Genomic DNA, 15,066 nt, shown 5'->3' with positions numbered 1-15,066 from the left:
CCGAGACCTCACTCACAGCCCGGAGACGACAGTGAACGGATGGACGTTCGAAGGCCAGCCCGGCGCGCTGGGCGACACCACGGTGACGCTGGTCGAAGGCGGGTCCTTCTGCGTGTGCACGCGCGGCGGCGACATCGTGCAAGGAGGGGCGCAGGGCGTCTACCACGCCGACACCCGGCTGCTGTCGCGCTGGGAGCTGAGGGTGGACGACATGCCGGTGGAGGCCCTCCGGGTGCTCACGGACGAGCCGTACCACGCGACGTTCATCGGCCGGGCGGGGCCGCGGCCGGGACACGCGGAGAGCACGCTGCTGGTGATCAGGGACCGCTACGTCGGCGGGGGCCTCCGCGAGGACCTGACCCTGCGCAACCTGTCCGACGAGCCGGCCGGATGCGTGGTCGACATCCACCTCAGCTCCGACGTGGCAGACCTGTTCGAGGTGAAGGCCGGCCGGATCCGTTACGTGCCCGACGTGGAGATGACCCCCGACAGGTCGGGGCTGCTGGTCTTCTCCACCAGCCGCTCGCGCGGGGCCAGGGTGGTGGCCGACCCGGCGCCGTTCGCCGTCCCGGGCATGCTCATCTTCCGGACCGTCGTCCCCGCCCGGGGCGAATGGACCGTCAGCCTCCAGGTCAACCCGGTTCTGGAGGGGGAGGAGTCGCCCGCCTGGTTCTCCACCCGTCATCCGGTGGAGCACGCCGAACCGGCCAGGCGCCGCGCCGACTGGAGGCGCCTGAGCCCCTCCGTCAGCACCCCCGACCGGGCCCTCGCCCAGATCCTGCGCCGCTCCAGGGAGGACCTGGGGTCGCTGCGGCTGTTCGAGCCCGACCGGCCCGACGAGCCGCCGAGCATCGCCGCGGGCGCGCCGTGGTACATGACCCTGTTCGGCCGCGACTCGCTGCTGACCTCGTGGATGGCGCTCCCGCTGGACCAGTCCCTGGCGCTCGGCACCGTGCGGCGGCTGGCCCGGCTGCAGGGCAGGATCGACGACCCGCTCACCGAGGAGGAGCCCGGCAAGATCCTGCACGAGCTCCGCTTCGGCGCGCAGCCGGGCGTCACGGCGGACGGCGGCCTCGCCTACTACGGCTCGGTCGACTCCACCCCGCTGTTCGTGATGCTCCTGGGCGAGCTGCGCCGGTGGGGCGTGTACCGGGAGGCGGTCGACGAGCTGCTGCCGAGCGCCGACGCCGCCCTCGAATGGATCACCAAGTCGGCCGACCCCTTCCTGTCCTACCGCCGCAAGACCGACCACGGCCTGCTCAACCAGGGCTGGAAGGACTCCGTCGACGGCGTCAACTTCGCCGACGGTACCCTGGCCCGCCCGCCCATCGCCCTGGCCGAGGTCCAGGGATACGTCTACGCCGCCTACACCGCGCGCGCCCACTTCGCCCAGGAGGTCGGCGACCAGGCCCTCAAGCGGCACTGGAGCGACCGCGCGACGCTGCTCCGGGAGGCGTTCAACGAGCGGTTCTGGCTGCCGGACCGGGGCTACTACGCCATCGGACTCGACGCCACGGGACGTCCCATCGACAGCCTCGCCTCCAACATGGGGCACTGCCTGTGGACCGGCATCATCGACGAGGACAGGGCGGCCTCCGTCGCCGGGCACCTGCTCTCCCCGGAGATGTTCACCGGGTACGGCGTGCGCACGCTGGCCTCCACCATGGGCGCCTACAACCCGATGAGCTACCACAACGGCTCGGTCTGGCCGCACGACAACGCCGTCATCGCCGCGGGCCTGATGCGGTACGGCTTCACCGAGGAGGCACAGCGGATCGCGTTCGGCCTGCTGGACGCGGCCGAGGTCTTCGGCTGGCAGCTTCCGGAGCTGTTCTGCGGCTTCGGCCGGGACGACTTCGCCTGGCCGGTGCCCTTCCCCTCCTCCTGCTCCCCGCAGGCCTGGGCCGCCGCCACCCCCATCCAGCTCGTCCGCTGCCTGCTCCGGTTCGACCCGTGGATCCCCTACGGCCACATCTGGCTGGCCCCCGTCGGGCTGGACAACCTGCGGATCACCGGGATCCCGATCGCGGGCACCCGGATCGACGTCGAGGTCGCCGGCGGCGAGATCTCCGTCACCGGCCTGCCCGAGGGGATCACCGTGCACCGTGAACCACGCCGTCCCACGACGGCGGTCCTCCACCACGTCCCCTGACGCCCCCTCCTCAGCCCCCGACCCGCACGCCCCCGGTAGCTCGATCAGTTGAATCCGGATGCTTCTGACCGGCCGGAAGGCCGTAGGCGAGGTTGGCATGATCTCTGAGACAGGTTTTTCGGAATGGCCCGACGGGCTGCGCATCGTGATGATCGCCCCGCCGTGGTACGACGTACCGCCCCACGGTTACGGGGGCATCGAGTCGATGATCGCCGAGCTGGTCGCCGGGCTGTCCCGGCGCGGGCACGACGTCACCTTGATCGGGGCCGGCCGGCCGGGGACGTCCGCGCGTTTCCTGGCCACCTGCGACACGCCGCCCTCCGAGCGGATCGGTGAGGCGATGCCCGAGGTGCTGCACGCGGCCAGGGTGCAGTCCCTCGTCGCCGGGCTCGACGCCGACATCGTCCACGACCACTCGCTGGCGGGGCCGCTGACCGCCGACACGCGGCCCGTGCCGACCGTGGTCACCTGCCACTACGACGTGGAGGGCGAGTTCGGCGAGTATTACCGGGCGCTCGGCGAGACCGTGTCGATGGTCGGCATCTCCGCTGCCCAGCGGCGGTCCGCCCCGGACCTGAACTGGGCCGGGACCGTTCACAACGCCGTCGAGACGTCCTCCTTCCCCTTCCGGGAGGACAAGGAGGACTGGGTGCTGTGGCTCGGCCGGTTCAACGGGGACAAGGGCGCGCACCTGGCCATCGACGCGGCCCGCGCCGCCGGGCGGCGCATCCTGCTGGCCGGCAAGCTCACCGAGCAGGTGGAGCACCACTACTTCGAGGAGCAGGTCAGGCCCCGGCTCGGCGCCGACGCCGAGTACATCGGCGAGGCCGACGCCGTCGGCAAGCGCGAGCTGCTGGCGGCGGCCCGCTGCCTGCTCTTCCCGGTCCTGTGGGAGGAGCCGTTCGGCATGGTCATGATCGAGGCCATGGCCTGCGGGACGCCCGTGGTCGCGCTCGGCCGGGGGGCCGTGCCCGAGGTGGTGGTGGACGGGGTCACCGGGTTCGTCCGCGGCGACGCCGGGGAGCTGCCCGAGGCCGTCGAGGCGGCCGGCGGGCTCGATCCGCACGCCTGCCGGGCCCACGTCGCGGACCGCTTCGACGTCGAGGTGATGACGGAGGAGTACGAGAAGGTCTATCGCCGGGTGATCGCCGGCCCCGCCGGCCCCGCGGAGGAGCCCATGAGCCTGGCACTGCCCGCCAACTAGGCCGCGCCTCTATGTTGGGGTGACGGAATTTTCGGCGGAGGGACGGCCATGGGTGAGTTCGTGCGGGTGGAGACGGCCGAGGGGATCGCGACGATCAGGCTGGACCGGCCGAAGATGAACGCGCTCAACCGGCAGGTGCAGGAGGAGATCGCGGCCTGCGCCCGGCAGGTGGACGCCGACCCCGGCGTTCACGCCGTCGTCCTCTACGGCGGGGAGCGGGTCTTCGCGGCGGGCGCCGACATCAAGGAGATGGCCGACATGTCCTACGCGGACATGTCGGCGCACTCCGCGGTGCTGCAGAACTGCTTCACCGCCGTGGCGGAGATCGGCAAGCCGGTCATCGCCGCCGTGACCGGCTACGCCCTGGGCGGCGGCTGTGAGCTGGCCCTGTGCGCCGACATCCGGATCGCCGGCGAGTCGGCCAAGCTCGGCCAGCCGGAGATCCTGCTGGGCATCATCCCCGGGGCGGGCGGCACCCAGCGGCTGCCCCGCCTGGTCGGCCCCGCCAGGGCCAAGGACCTCATCTTCACCGGCCGCCACGTGCCCGCCGCCGAAGCGCTGGAGATCGGGCTGGTCGACAGGGTCGTCCCCGACGCCGACGTCTACACCGAGGCGCTGGCCTACGCCGCCAGGTTCGCCGGCGGCCCCACCCTGGCCCTGCGCGCCGCCAAGCAGGCCGTCGACCGCGGCCTGGAGGTCGACCTGGACAGCGGCCTGGAGATCGAGCGCCTGCAGTTCTCGGCCCTGTTCGCCACCGATGACGCCAAGGCCGGCATGCGCGCCTTCGCGGAGAAGTCCCAGGCCAAGTTCACCGGCCGCTGAGGCGTTCCCGGGCGGGACGGCGCGGGCGCCGGTCCGGGCGGTGCTCCCGATGTCGGCAGGACCATCCGGGTAGATCAAGCTTTGCCGGTATCGTGCCGGACTATGGTTCGGTTGGTGAAGCACGCTCTGGTGCCCGCCCGCCTACGGCGCGCGGTGCGCGGCTGGTTCGACTCCCGATACATCTCCCTGGCCGATCACCGCCAGGACATCCGGGACGCGCTCTGGGAGGTCCAGACACTGGGCCGGGAGGTGACCGCGCTGCGGGCCGAGATCGACAGGCTCCGGGCGCAGGTGGCCAGGGCCGGTGTCGAGGAGGCCCGGGCCGCCCGCTGGGACGACGCTCACCGGCTGGCCCGGGAGACCGCGGTCGCGATGGACCGGGTGCTCCAGAACGAGGTGCTGCTCTGGCAGGCCGTGGACCGCCTCCCGGGCGGCCCGCCCGCCGCGGCCGCGCCCTCCGGGGGCGCCCCGGACCGTCTCGCCGGGACCGGCGCGGACGGGTCCTCCGGGACCGGCGCGGACCGGTCCTCCGGGAGCCCCGCATGAGGGCGACCTGGGCCGCGGACGGCGGCGTCTGGCATCTCACCTTCCGGCTCGATCCCGAGGACGCCATCACCGGGTTCTGCGCCGACGGCCAGCCGCTGAAGCTGGCCACCAACTCCTTCCGGGTCGAGCTGCCGCGCGCGCCGTACGACGTCCACCCCGACCTGTCGGCCCTGGCCGCGTGGACCGTCGTCGCGCCGTGGACCCGGCGCGCGATCGTCTTCGACCGGCCGGTCTCGCCGGAGTTCGCCGCGGCGATCCGGTCGGGCTGGGGGATCGAGGCGGGGCCCGTCGGCGGGACGCCGCGCTCCGGCGGCAGACTGGCGATCTCCTACAGCGGCGGCGCCGACTCGGCGGCGGTGGCCGCGATGCTGCCCGACGCGCCGTTCGTCCACTTCCAGCGGGTCTCCCACCCGCGCGTGCCCAACCGCTGGACCCACTACCGCGCCGACGTCCTGGCCTCGCTGGCGGCGCGGACCGGCCGCGAGCTCACCGTCGTCCGTTCCGACCTGGAGTTCACGCTCGCCGAGCCCCGGCCCGGCTACCCCGAGCACCACGCGGTGGCCGCCGGGGCGCTGCTGCTGGCCGACGAGCTCGACCTGGGCGGGCTGGCCTTCGGCTACGAGCTGGGCTCGCGCTGGCTGGGCGGAGACCGCTACCTGCTCCGCTACACCCCCGACAACCCGATGTGGTCCCCGCACGGCGCCTGGGGCCGGGCCTTCGCCGCGGCGGGCGTGCACATCGTGCTCCCGGTGGGCGGGGTGAGCGAGGCCGTCACCATGCGCCTGGCCCTGGAGTCGGACCTGCGCGAGCAGGTCCGCTGGTGCCTGCGCGGGGTGGACGGTCCCTGCGGCACCTGCGGCAAGTGCCTGTACAAGGAGCTCATCCAGGCCGCCGTCGAACGCCGCCCGCTGCGCACCACCGTCACCCCGGGCCGCCCGGTCGCGCGCAAGTGGCAGGAGCCCCCGCCGTACGGCGGGCAGGAGATGATCGAGTACGGCTGCGCGCGGGTGCCCGGCGTCGAGGACACGGTCTTCGGCAGGGCCGCGGAGTTCCTGGGCGCGACCGAGGCGTCGACGTCCTGGCTGGAGCGCTGCTACCCGCCGGCGATCGAGGAGATCCCCGAGCCGTGGCGGGAGCGGGTCCGTGACTTCATCACCGGAGAGGTCGGGTTCATGAGCGACGACGAGGCACGCCGCGTCGAGACATGGGGGATGTCGTGAAGGTATACCTCTCGGTGGACATGGAAGGCGTCACGGGGCTGACGGACCCCGAGGAGATGCACGCCGGGGGCCGGGGCTACGAGCGCGGCTGCGAGCTGATGACCGGCGACGCCAACGCGGTCATCCAGGGCGCCTTCGACGCCGGGGCCGAGGCCGTGCGCGTCAACGACGCGCACGGGTCGGTCAAGAACCTCAGGATCGACCTGCTCGACGAGCGGGCCACGCTGATCCGGGGGCCCGGCAAGCCGCTGCGGATGGGACAGGGGCTCGACGCCAGCTACCGGGCGGCCTGCTTCGCCGGCTACCACGCGCGGGCCGGGGTCCAGCACGGGGTCCTCAACCACACCTGGATGGGCAAGGAGATCCAGAACGTCTACCTCAACGGCGAGGTCTGCGGCGAGACCCGGCTGGTGGCGTCGTTCGCCGGGTCGCTCGGCGTGCCGGTGGCCCTGGTGACGGGGGACGAGGCCGTCTGCGAGGAGGCCCGCGAGCTGCTCGGCGACGTCGAGACCGTCGCGGTCAAGAAGGGCGTCGACAAGTTCTCCGCCGAGCTCCTGCCGCCGGCCGTCGCCCAGGCCCGCATCCGCGAGGCCGCCGCCCGCGCGCTCAACCGGGTCGCGGACTTCCGTCCCTGCGCCCCCGAGCCCCCGTTCACCCTGGGCGTGGAGTGGAACTCCACCGCGATCGCCGCCGGATGCGCGCTCATCCCCGGCGTGAGATCGGCCGGTCCCCGCCACACCGAGTTCACCACCGGCGACTTCTCCCAGATCATGGCGTTGATGGGCATCTTCTCCATGATCGGCGGCCAGATCGCCTGCGGCAGCGGCGTCTACGGCTGACACGTCATGAGTGATTCCACTGCGATGACCCGCAGGGCGCTGCTGGTCGGTGTGGGCGCGGCCGGCGGCGCCGGGGCCATGTTCGCGGCCATGGGGGCGCTGGGCCTGGCCCCCGACGCCCAGGAGAAGGCGTTCGTCCCCCCGCAGCCCTCCGACTTCGCCCTGCGCGGCCGGGGCGCGGCGAAGGTGGTGGTCCTCGGGGCCGGGGTCGCCGGGCTGACCTGCGCCTACGAGCTGGGCAAGGCCGGATACGACTGCACGGTCCTGGAGGCCGCCGACCGGGTGGGCGGCAGGAACCTGACGCTGCGCGCCGGGGACCGGCTGACCGAGAAGGACGGCGAGACCCAGACTGCGGAGTTCGGCGAGGGGACCTACTTCAACGCCGGGCCCGGGCGGATCGCGCAGTGGATGGTCACCATGGACTACTGCCGAGAGCTGGGCGTGCCGATCGAGACGTTCGTCAACAACAACGCCTCGGCGTACGTCTACACGCGGGGCATGACCGCCCCGGCCCGGGCGCGCACCGCCCGCGCCGATCTCTACGGATACGTCGCGGAGCTGCTGGCCAAGGCGACCGACGCCGGCGCGCTGAACCGCCGCCTCACCAAGGACGACCGCGAGCGGCTGGCGGAGTTCCTGCGGCGCTTCGGCGACATCGGCCCCGACCTGACCTACCGGGGCTCCACCCGCCGCGGCTTCGAGACCTACCCCGGGGTCACCGGCGGCGTCCCGGTCGGCGCGCCGCCCTCCCTGAGCGACGTGCTCGCCGCCGGCACGGGCCGGGCGCTGACGATGGACTTCGGCTACGAGCAGGCCATGCCCATGTTCCAGCCGGTGGGAGGGATGGACGCGATCGTGACCGCCCTCGTCCGGGCGGTCGGCCGCGACCGGATCAGGACGGGCGCCCGGGTCACCGGTCTCAAGAACCTGCCCGACGGCGTCGAGGTCGCCTACCAGGGCGGCACGGTCCGCGCCGACTACTGCGTCGCCACCCTCCCGCCCCACCTGCTCGCCCGCCTCCCGCACAACCTGGGCGCCCCGATCACCGCCGCGCTCCGCACCCCCGTCCCGGTCGCCGCCGGCAAGATCGGCCTGGAGTACGGCAGGCGCTGGTGGGAGATCGACGACCGCATCTACGGCGGGATCACCGAGACCGACCTGGACATCACCCACATCTGGTACCCCTCCCACGGCTACCACTCCGGCAGCGGCCTGGTCGTCGGCTACTACAACACCGAGGAGAACGCCCACCTGTACGGCGAGCTGTCCCACCGCGACCGCCGCAGCCGCGCGCTCACCCAGGGCAAGAAGATCCACGGTGAGAAATACCGCACCGAGCTCCGCTCCAGCGTCTCGATCGCCTGGCAGCGCCAGCCGCACATCGAGGGCGGCTGGGTCTACTGGCCCTCCCACCAGGGGGCGTTCACCCTCCTGCAGCGCCCGGCCGGCCGGGTCTACTTCGCCGGCGACTGGCTCACCCATCTGATCGCCTGGCAGGCCGGGGCCATGGAGTCGGCCAGGAAGGCCGTCACCGAACTCCACGGGCGGGTCCTCCAGACCTCCTCCTGAGCCCCTCGCGCGGCCGTACAGTCTCTGGAGCGGGCAATCAGGCACGACCCTGAAGGAGACGACGATGGCGATCGGGACACTTGACTGGGTGGAGGCCGCCGCGCGGCCGGACCTGCTGGCCGAGCCGGTGGCGCGGGCGGTGGCGGGGCTCGACGGGGTCGAGGTGGCGGAGATCGATCCGGCGCTGGCGGACACGGCGGCCTTCTGCGAGCGCTACGGCGTGGGGCTTGAAGAGTCGGCCAACTGCGTCATCGTGGCGGCCAAGCGGGCCGGGGAGGTCCGCTACGCCGCCTGCCTGGTGCTCGCCACGATGAGGGCGGACGTCAACGGGGTGGTCCGGCGTCATCTGGACGCGCGGAAGATCTCGTTCGCGCCGCAGGACGACGCGGTCGGCCTGACCGGGATGGAGTACGGCGGGATCACCCCGCTGGGGCTGCCCGAGGAGTGGCCGGTGCTCGTGGACGAGGCCGTGGCGGCCCACCCGGGAGTCGTGATCGGCAGTGGCGTCCGCCACTCGAAGCTGGCGCTGCCGGGCGCCGTGCTGGCCGGTCTGAAAACGGCCGAGGTGCTCCGGCTGGCGAACTGACGCCGAAAAGAGATTGAGTGTTACCGCGCTTTGGGAAACCGTTGGAGCCCGGCAGACGTTGTTCAATCGAAGAATATGGCCTGATGGTTCATCTCATGGGCGGTGTTTAAGCCGGTATGGTTCTTCATGCCATGAATCAGGACGACCGACTGGGCCCCTACCGACTGCTCCGGCGGCTCGGTGAAGGCGGCATGGGTGTGGTCCATCTCGCGGTCGACCCCCAGGGCCGGCAGGTGGCGGTGAAGGTCCTGCGGGCGGAGGTGGCGGGCGACGACGTCGCGCGCCGCCGGCTCTCGCGCGAGGTGGAGACCATGCGGCGGGTGCGCACCGAGCACATCGCCGAGGTGCTCGACGCCGACGTGACCGGCCACCGCCCCTACATCGTGACCCGATACGTCCCGGGCCAGCCGCTGGACGAGCAGGTCAAGCAGGACGGCCCCATGGAGCTGCCCGCGCTGCTCAAGGTCGCGCACGGGGTGGCGTCGGCGCTGGCCGCCGTGCACTCCGTCGGAGTGATCCACCGTGACCTCAAGCCGGGCAACGTCCTCATCCTGGACGGCCAGCCCGTCCTCATCGACTTCGGCATCGCGCAGGCCGTGGACGCCACCCGGCTCACCCAGACCGGCATGTTCATCGGCACGCCCGGCTACCTCGCCCCGGAGATCATCGAGGGTCACGAGGCGGGTCCCGAGGTGGACGTGCACGCCTGGGCGGGCACGCTGGTCTTCGCGGCCACCGGCCAGCCGCCCTTCGGCAAGGGCACGCTGGAGATGATCTTCTACAACATCACCGCGGGCAAGGCGAACGTGGACGCCGTCCCGCAGCCGCTCCAGCCGGTGCTGCGGGCCGCGCTCCAGCGCGACCCGGCCAGGCGGCCCAGCGCCGCCGAGCTCGCCGCGCAGGTGGAGCGCCTGCTGCCCAGGGCCGCCCGGCCCCGGGTGCCCGACGAGATCACCACGCTCCCGCACCTCGACGGCTCCGGCCGCCCGGCGGGCCAGGGTACGGGCGGTCAGGGCCTCCCCACCGGGCCGGGCGTCCCGGGGGGTCAGGGCCCCGTCACCGGACCCGGCGTGCCGGGCCGCACGGGTGACCCGGGTGACGTGCCGACCCCGGCGGCCTCCCGTCCGGCGGGTCCGCCGCAGTCCACGCCGTGGCCCCCGGCGCCGCAGCCGCAGTCGCGCGAATACGTCTCGCTGCTCGGGGAGCAGCCCTACGACCCGGCCTCCACCCGCAGGGTGACGGCCGAGGAGCTGCGCCAGGCGGCGGCCCAGCAGGCCTCGCACGACCTGCCGACCGGCCTGCTCAGCTCCGAGGACATCCCCACCCGGGGGCGTTTCGACGGCGGCCGGCCCGGGGCCGACCCGGCGAGCCTGCTGGAGGCCACGGCGCCGGTGCCCGACGGGGAGATCCCGACCCAGCGGGTCCGCCCCCAGGACCTGGCCGAATACGTCCGCGGCTACACCTCGCAGCCCGGTCACCTCCAGCAGCCCGGCCCCGCCCCGCAGCCCGGCTACCCTCCGCAGCCCGGCCCAGCCCCGCAGCCGTATCCGCCGCAGCAGGCCGCCTTCGAGCAGACACCGCACGTCCGCCGGTCCGCGCCGCCGTCCTACCCCTATCCGCAGCCGTCCCAGCCGCAGCCGCCGCACCTCGGGCAGCGCCCGGGGCACACGCTGCAGCGCTCCAAGGCGTACGGCGTGGCGAGCGCGATGATGCTGATCCTCATGGTGGTCGCGGCCGTCCTCGCGCCGGTCGTCGTCGCCGCCGTGGCGATCCCGGTGGCGATCCTGCTGCGGGCCGCCGACATCGCCCAGCCCGCCCTCAACGCCCGCCGCCTGGTGGGCGCGGCCGCCGCCGACGTGTTCCGGGTGCTGGGCCAGCCGGCCGCGCTGCTGAAGTCGGCGGGCATCACCGCCGCGCTCGTCCCCTACGCGCTGATCCTCGGCCTGCCGGTGACGCTGCTGCTCACCGTGCTCGCCGTGCGGATGCCTCCGGCCAACGCGCTGAGCTGGGGCATGGCGGTCGCGCTCTGGACGGTCTGTGCCGGGCCCGGGGTGGAGGGCCCCGGCCGGCAGATGCGACGTACTCTGGCATCACTGCTGCCTTCGCGCAGCGCGGCCATGATCGTGGCCTCGATACTGGGCGCGGTGGCCGCACTCATGATCCTTGTCGCGATCGGCACCGTGGGGGACAGGGCACGGCCGGCGCAGTGGGCGCCTGTCGATGTCGGAACGGTGGTGACGGAACTGACGGATCTACGGAAGGCGGCGCGATGACGGGGGAGACGCAGGCGCCTGAGCGGTTGGGACCGTACCGCCTGCTCAGAAAGATCGGCGAAGGTGGCATGGGGGTCGTCCACCTGGGGCTCGACGAGGACGGCCGGGAGGTGGCCGTCAAGGTCCTGCACCCGCACGTGGCCGCCGACCTCAAGGCCCGCGACCGGCTCACCCGCGAGGTGGAGACCATGCGGCGGGTGCGCAGCTCGCAGGTCGCGGAGGTTCTCGACGCCGAGCTGACCGGCGCGCAGCCCTACATCGTGACCCGCTTCGCCCCGGGCCGCACGCTGGAGGAGACCGTCCTCGCCGACGGGCCGCTCCCGGCCGACGAGGTGATCAAGCTCGCCCAGGGCATGTGCGCGGCGCTCGTGGCGATCCACGCCGCCGACGTCATCCACCGCGACTTCAAGCCGTCCAACGTGATGATCGTCAACGGTGAGCCGCTGGTCATCGACTTCGGCATCGCGCACCTGGTCAACGCCACCCGGCTGACCCAGACCGGCATGTTCGTCGGCACGCCCGGCTATCTCGCACCGGAGATCATCCGGGATACCGAGATCACCCAGGCGGCCGACGTGCACGCGCTGGCCTCGACGGTCTTCTTCGGGGCGACCGGCAAGCCGCCGTTCGGCACGGGCAGCTTCGAGGTCGTCTGCTTCAACATCATGGAGGGCCGGGCCAACATCGACCTGGCCCCGGTCTGGCTGCGCGGCTGGCTCCGCCAGGCCCTGGCGGTCGACCCCGCCGACCGGCCGAGCGCGCAGGCGCTGCACCGGATGGCGCGCGCCCTCGATCCCTCGGTGACGGTCTTCCAGGAGACGCCGCCCCCCGCCCCCGCCGACGGCGGCACCCGGGTGTTCGACGCCGGCGACGGCACGAAGGTGCTCAACACCGACGGCACCAAGATGCTGGGCGGTCAGAGCGCGCCCCCCGCCGCCCCGCCGAACGGCACCCGGGCGCTGCCGCAGGACGGCACCTACGCCGACCTGCTGACGCCGGTGGAATACGCCAAGCCCGAGCGGCGCGAGCGCAGGCCGCGCTCCGAGCCGACCCGCCCCTCCGAGGCGGCCCCGCCGCCCTACGTCCCGGCCACCCCGCCGCCCTACGTCCCGGCACCGCCCTCGGCGCGGCAGCAGAGGCCCGCCCCGCCGCCCTACGCCGACCAGCGGGTCGCCGGCTATCCGCCGCCCCCGCCGACCGGTCAGGCGCAGCCGTACGCGCCGCCGGCCGTCCAGCCCCGGCCGCACACGCCGCCGCAGGAGCGCCCGCACACCGAGCCGCAGAACCGGCCGCGCTACCGCACCGGCCACCCGCTGGCCGCGGTGCTGCTGCTGACGATCCTCGTCGCGCTGGCCTGCGTGCGGCCGGTCATGGTGAGCGCGTTCGCGCTGGTCGCGGCGCTCTGCCTGCGGGTCGGCGAATACCTCTTCGGAGACCTGGCCCAGCGCCGCTCGGTGCGGGGCAACAGCGCCACCGACCCGCTGCTCCTGGTCCTCGGCACTCCATGGGCACTGATCAAGGCGCTGCTCGCGACGCTGATCACGGCCCCGCTGGCCGCGATGTTCGGCATGTGCGCGTGGGGCGGCCTGGTCTACATCGGGAAGATGGAGACCGACCCGGCCGCCGCCTACGCGGCGGGCGCGTTCGTGGCCGGGCTGTTCGTGCTGCCCGGCGGCGGCAAGCCGCGCAGGGCCGTCTCCCGTGCGCTGACCGGCGTGATCCGCAGCCCGGGGGCGGCCATGGTGACCACGATCGTCCTGGGCACGCTGGCGTTCTTCTCGGTGATGGCGGTGCTGGGGGCGGCGCCGTCCTTCGCGCCGTGGGACGAGCCGACCGACGTGGTCAAGCAGCTCACCAGGGAGTGGCAGGCCCAGGTGGCGAACGGCAAGATGGGCGTGCTCGACCTCATCGGCGGTCTGGTCAAGGACCTGATGACGAGCCTCGGTCTCGGGTTCCTCACCTTCGGAAAGTGATCCGTGCGCGATCGGCCCCGCTGATGCACGATTGAGGGGGACAGGCCGGAGGGAGTCGCATGGGAGCGCCGGACGGTGAGCGTCTAGGCCCGTACCACCTGCTGTCGACGCTCGGGGCGGGGGGCTTCGGCGAGGTCCACCTCGCCCTCGACCCCGAGGGGCGCACGGTGGCCGTCAAGATCCTGCACCCGCACGTCGCGGCCGACGCCACGGCCCTGGCCAGGCTGGCCCGCGAGGTGGAGACCATGCGGCTGGTCCAGGGGCCGCACGTCGCCGAGGTCCTGGACGCCTCGCTGGAGGGCGCCCACCCCTACCTGGTCACCCGCTACGTGCAGGGCCGCCCGCTCAGCGCGGTGGTCGCCGCGGACGGCCCGGTCGGGGGCGGCGACCTCGTACGGCTGGCACGCGGCCTGGCCGAGGCCCTGGCCGCCATTCACGCCGCCGGGGTCGTCCACCGCGACCTGAAGCCGGCCAACGTGATCCTGACCGACGGCGGGCCGGTCGTGATCGACTTCGGCATCGCCTGCGCGCTCGACTCGGCCTCGGTCACGGTCTCCGGCGCGGTCCTCGGCACCCCCGGCTACCTGGCGCCGGAGGTGCTGGAGGGCACGGGCTCGGGGGAGGAGGCCGACCTGTTCTCCTTCGGCGCCACGCTGGCCTACGCGGCCACGGGGCGGCACCCCTACGGCATGGGGCCGCCCTCGGCGGTGGGCTACCGCGTCGTCCACCACGACCCCGACCTGGAGGGCGTGCCCGGCTGGCTGGAGCCGCTGCTCCAGGAGTGCCTGCGCCGGGATCCGCCGGCCCGGCCGTCCGCCGCCGAGCTCCTGGAGCGCCTGGGCGCCGCGGGGCCGGCCGTCCACGCGGTGATCCCGCGGTCGCGCCCGCCCTCCTCGGCCGCCACGGAGGTCCATGACGCCGCCGGCGCCCGGGATCCCGGGACCCGGCAGCCCGGCAGGGCGCGGGAGTCCGTGAGGGCGCAGGAGGCCGCCAGGATGCGGGAGTCCACGGGGGCGCAGGAGGCCGTCGGGGCCCACCGGGCCACCCTGGCCCGGGAGGGCGCCGACGTCCAGGAGACCGCGCTGCACGAGGCGGGGGCGGCGGGGGGCGCGGTGCAGGAGCTCAGCACCCGGGAGTGGCGTCCGGGACGCCGGCAGGCCCCCGGCAGGCCCTCGGCCGAGGAGGCCCGCGAGCGCCGCCGGGCGGTCCTGCACCGCCGCTGGGTCATCGGCACCGGCCTGCTGGTGTCGCTGGCGGCCGCGACGGCCGGGGAGCCGCTCCCTGAGGTGTCGCTGCTGCTGCTGACCACCTACGGCCTGGCGACGCTGGTCGACGGGGGGATCGCCCTGTTCGCCCGCCGCAACCGCTCGCGGGCGGTCGTGGACCTGGCCTGCGGCGCCGGCGCCGTCGCGCTGTGGGCCGTCCTCGGCGCGTTCTTCAGCACGCTCACCCTCGCCCTGGCCCTGGGCACCGTCGTCTTCGTCCTGGTCGCGATCCTGATGGCCAGCTGAGGGCCGGGGCGGCCCGCGCTCCGGGCCGGCCCGCCCGGCGGCCGAGAGGGCCCGACGGTCACGGATCCGACACGGATCCCGCGCGCGGATTCCGGAATATAGTTCGGTATGGTGGGGGAGTCAGCCGGGCGGGCAGCCGGCCGGTCGTCTGGCGCGAGCCGTTCGACCTGGTGGTTTGCACCTAAACTACTGATGGGTAACATGATGTCGGAGGCCAGGACGGGCGAGCCCCGCCCGGCCACCCGCTGTCACGCCGCCCTCGGGCACCTGGCAGTCTTGGCACCACGTGCACGTGCCCCGCGTGTGCGTACCGAGCATCCGGCGCCAACCGCAACGACGCGGTGGCGCACGCGAACACGGGAGGTCGGCCA

Annotated in this window: 11 protein-coding genes; all 11 read left to right on the top strand. The window is 73.6% G+C overall.

All coding sequences use genetic code 11. The features are described from left to right. Positions 1-31 precede the first annotated feature (31 nt). On the top strand, positions 32-2,152 hold the full coding sequence (locus ACZ6R6_RS30150; RefSeq protein ID WP_470098958.1) for an amylo-alpha-1,6-glucosidase: 2,121 nt from the start codon (positions 32-34) through the stop codon (positions 2,150-2,152). Positions 2,153-2,249: 97 nt separating this feature from the next. Next, positions 2,250-3,356 carry a glycosyltransferase family 4 protein gene (locus tag ACZ6R6_RS30145; protein ID WP_470098956.1) on the top strand — a complete coding sequence of 369 codons (1,107 nt, stop codon included), beginning with the start codon at positions 2,250-2,252 and terminating at the stop codon, positions 3,354-3,356. A 48-nt stretch (positions 3,357-3,404) separates the two neighbouring features. Beyond that, complete coding sequence (locus ACZ6R6_RS30140) at positions 3,405-4,178, top strand: enoyl-CoA hydratase/isomerase family protein (RefSeq protein WP_470098954.1); 774 nt, start codon at positions 3,405-3,407, stop codon at positions 4,176-4,178. A 114-nt stretch (positions 4,179-4,292) separates the two neighbouring features. Further along, a complete protein-coding gene (locus ACZ6R6_RS30135; protein ID WP_470098952.1) occupies positions 4,293-4,724 on the top strand; it encodes a hypothetical protein in 432 nt (143 codons plus the stop codon). Then, positions 4,721-5,944: a DUF6395 domain-containing protein gene (locus tag ACZ6R6_RS30130; protein ID WP_470098950.1), complete on the top strand. Its 1,224-nt coding sequence runs from the start codon at positions 4,721-4,723 to the stop codon at positions 5,942-5,944. The genes ACZ6R6_RS30135 and ACZ6R6_RS30130 overlap by 4 nt, the downstream gene beginning before the upstream one ends. Further along, the gene (locus ACZ6R6_RS30125) at positions 5,941-6,783 is read left to right on the top strand and encodes a M55 family metallopeptidase (RefSeq protein ID WP_470098948.1); all 843 of its coding nucleotides are present in this window, start codon (positions 5,941-5,943) and stop codon (positions 6,781-6,783) included. Before ACZ6R6_RS30130 ends, ACZ6R6_RS30125 begins: the two co-directional genes overlap by 4 nt. Positions 6,784-6,789: 6 nt before the next feature. After that, entirely contained in the window at positions 6,790-8,352 is a 1,563-nt protein-coding gene (locus tag ACZ6R6_RS30120) for a flavin monoamine oxidase family protein (RefSeq protein WP_470098946.1), read from the top strand. Between the two features lie 64 nt (positions 8,353-8,416). Continuing rightward, positions 8,417-8,938 carry a YbaK/EbsC family protein gene (locus ACZ6R6_RS30115; RefSeq protein ID WP_470098944.1) on the top strand — a complete coding sequence of 174 codons (522 nt, stop codon included), beginning with the start codon at positions 8,417-8,419 and terminating at the stop codon, positions 8,936-8,938. Positions 8,939-9,069: 131 nt separating this feature from the next. Beyond that, complete coding sequence (locus ACZ6R6_RS30110) at positions 9,070-11,211, top strand: serine/threonine-protein kinase (protein ID WP_470098941.1); 2,142 nt, start codon at positions 9,070-9,072, stop codon at positions 11,209-11,211. Continuing rightward, positions 11,208-13,184 carry a serine/threonine-protein kinase gene (locus ACZ6R6_RS30105; RefSeq protein ID WP_470098939.1) on the top strand — a complete coding sequence of 659 codons (1,977 nt, stop codon included), beginning with the start codon at positions 11,208-11,210 and terminating at the stop codon, positions 13,182-13,184. The genes ACZ6R6_RS30110 and ACZ6R6_RS30105 overlap by 4 nt, the downstream gene beginning before the upstream one ends. 59 nt (positions 13,185-13,243) lie before the next feature. Then, the gene (locus tag ACZ6R6_RS30100; protein ID WP_470098937.1) at positions 13,244-14,695 is read left to right on the top strand and encodes a serine/threonine-protein kinase; all 1,452 of its coding nucleotides are present in this window, start codon (positions 13,244-13,246) and stop codon (positions 14,693-14,695) included. The last annotated feature ends 371 nt before the right edge of the window (positions 14,696-15,066 follow it).

Source organism: Streptosporangium sp. NPDC048886, assembly GCF_055586905.1.
Note: the sequence above shows the minus strand (reverse complement) of the source record. Positions and strands in the feature narration are given on the sequence as shown.

Bases quoted from the DNA above. Each gene is read 5' to 3' on its own strand.
- ACZ6R6_RS30145 (WP_470098956.1), top strand. From the start codon at position 2,250: ATGATCTCTGAGACAGGTTTTTCGGAATGGCCCGACGGGCTGCGCATC.
- ACZ6R6_RS30140 (WP_470098954.1), top strand. From the start codon at position 3,405: ATGGGTGAGTTCGTGCGGGTGGAGACGGCCGAGGGGATCGCGACGATC.
- ACZ6R6_RS30130 (WP_470098950.1), top strand. From the start codon at position 4,721: ATGAGGGCGACCTGGGCCGCGGACGGCGGCGTCTGGCATCTCACCTTC.
- ACZ6R6_RS30120 (WP_470098946.1), top strand. From the start codon at position 6,790: ATGAGTGATTCCACTGCGATGACCCGCAGGGCGCTGCTGGTCGGTGTG.
- ACZ6R6_RS30115 (WP_470098944.1), top strand. From the start codon at position 8,417: ATGGCGATCGGGACACTTGACTGGGTGGAGGCCGCCGCGCGGCCGGAC.
- ACZ6R6_RS30110 (WP_470098941.1), top strand. From the start codon at position 9,070: ATGAATCAGGACGACCGACTGGGCCCCTACCGACTGCTCCGGCGGCTC.
- ACZ6R6_RS30105 (WP_470098939.1), top strand. From the start codon at position 11,208: ATGACGGGGGAGACGCAGGCGCCTGAGCGGTTGGGACCGTACCGCCTG.
- ACZ6R6_RS30100 (WP_470098937.1), top strand. From the start codon at position 13,244: ATGGGAGCGCCGGACGGTGAGCGTCTAGGCCCGTACCACCTGCTGTCG.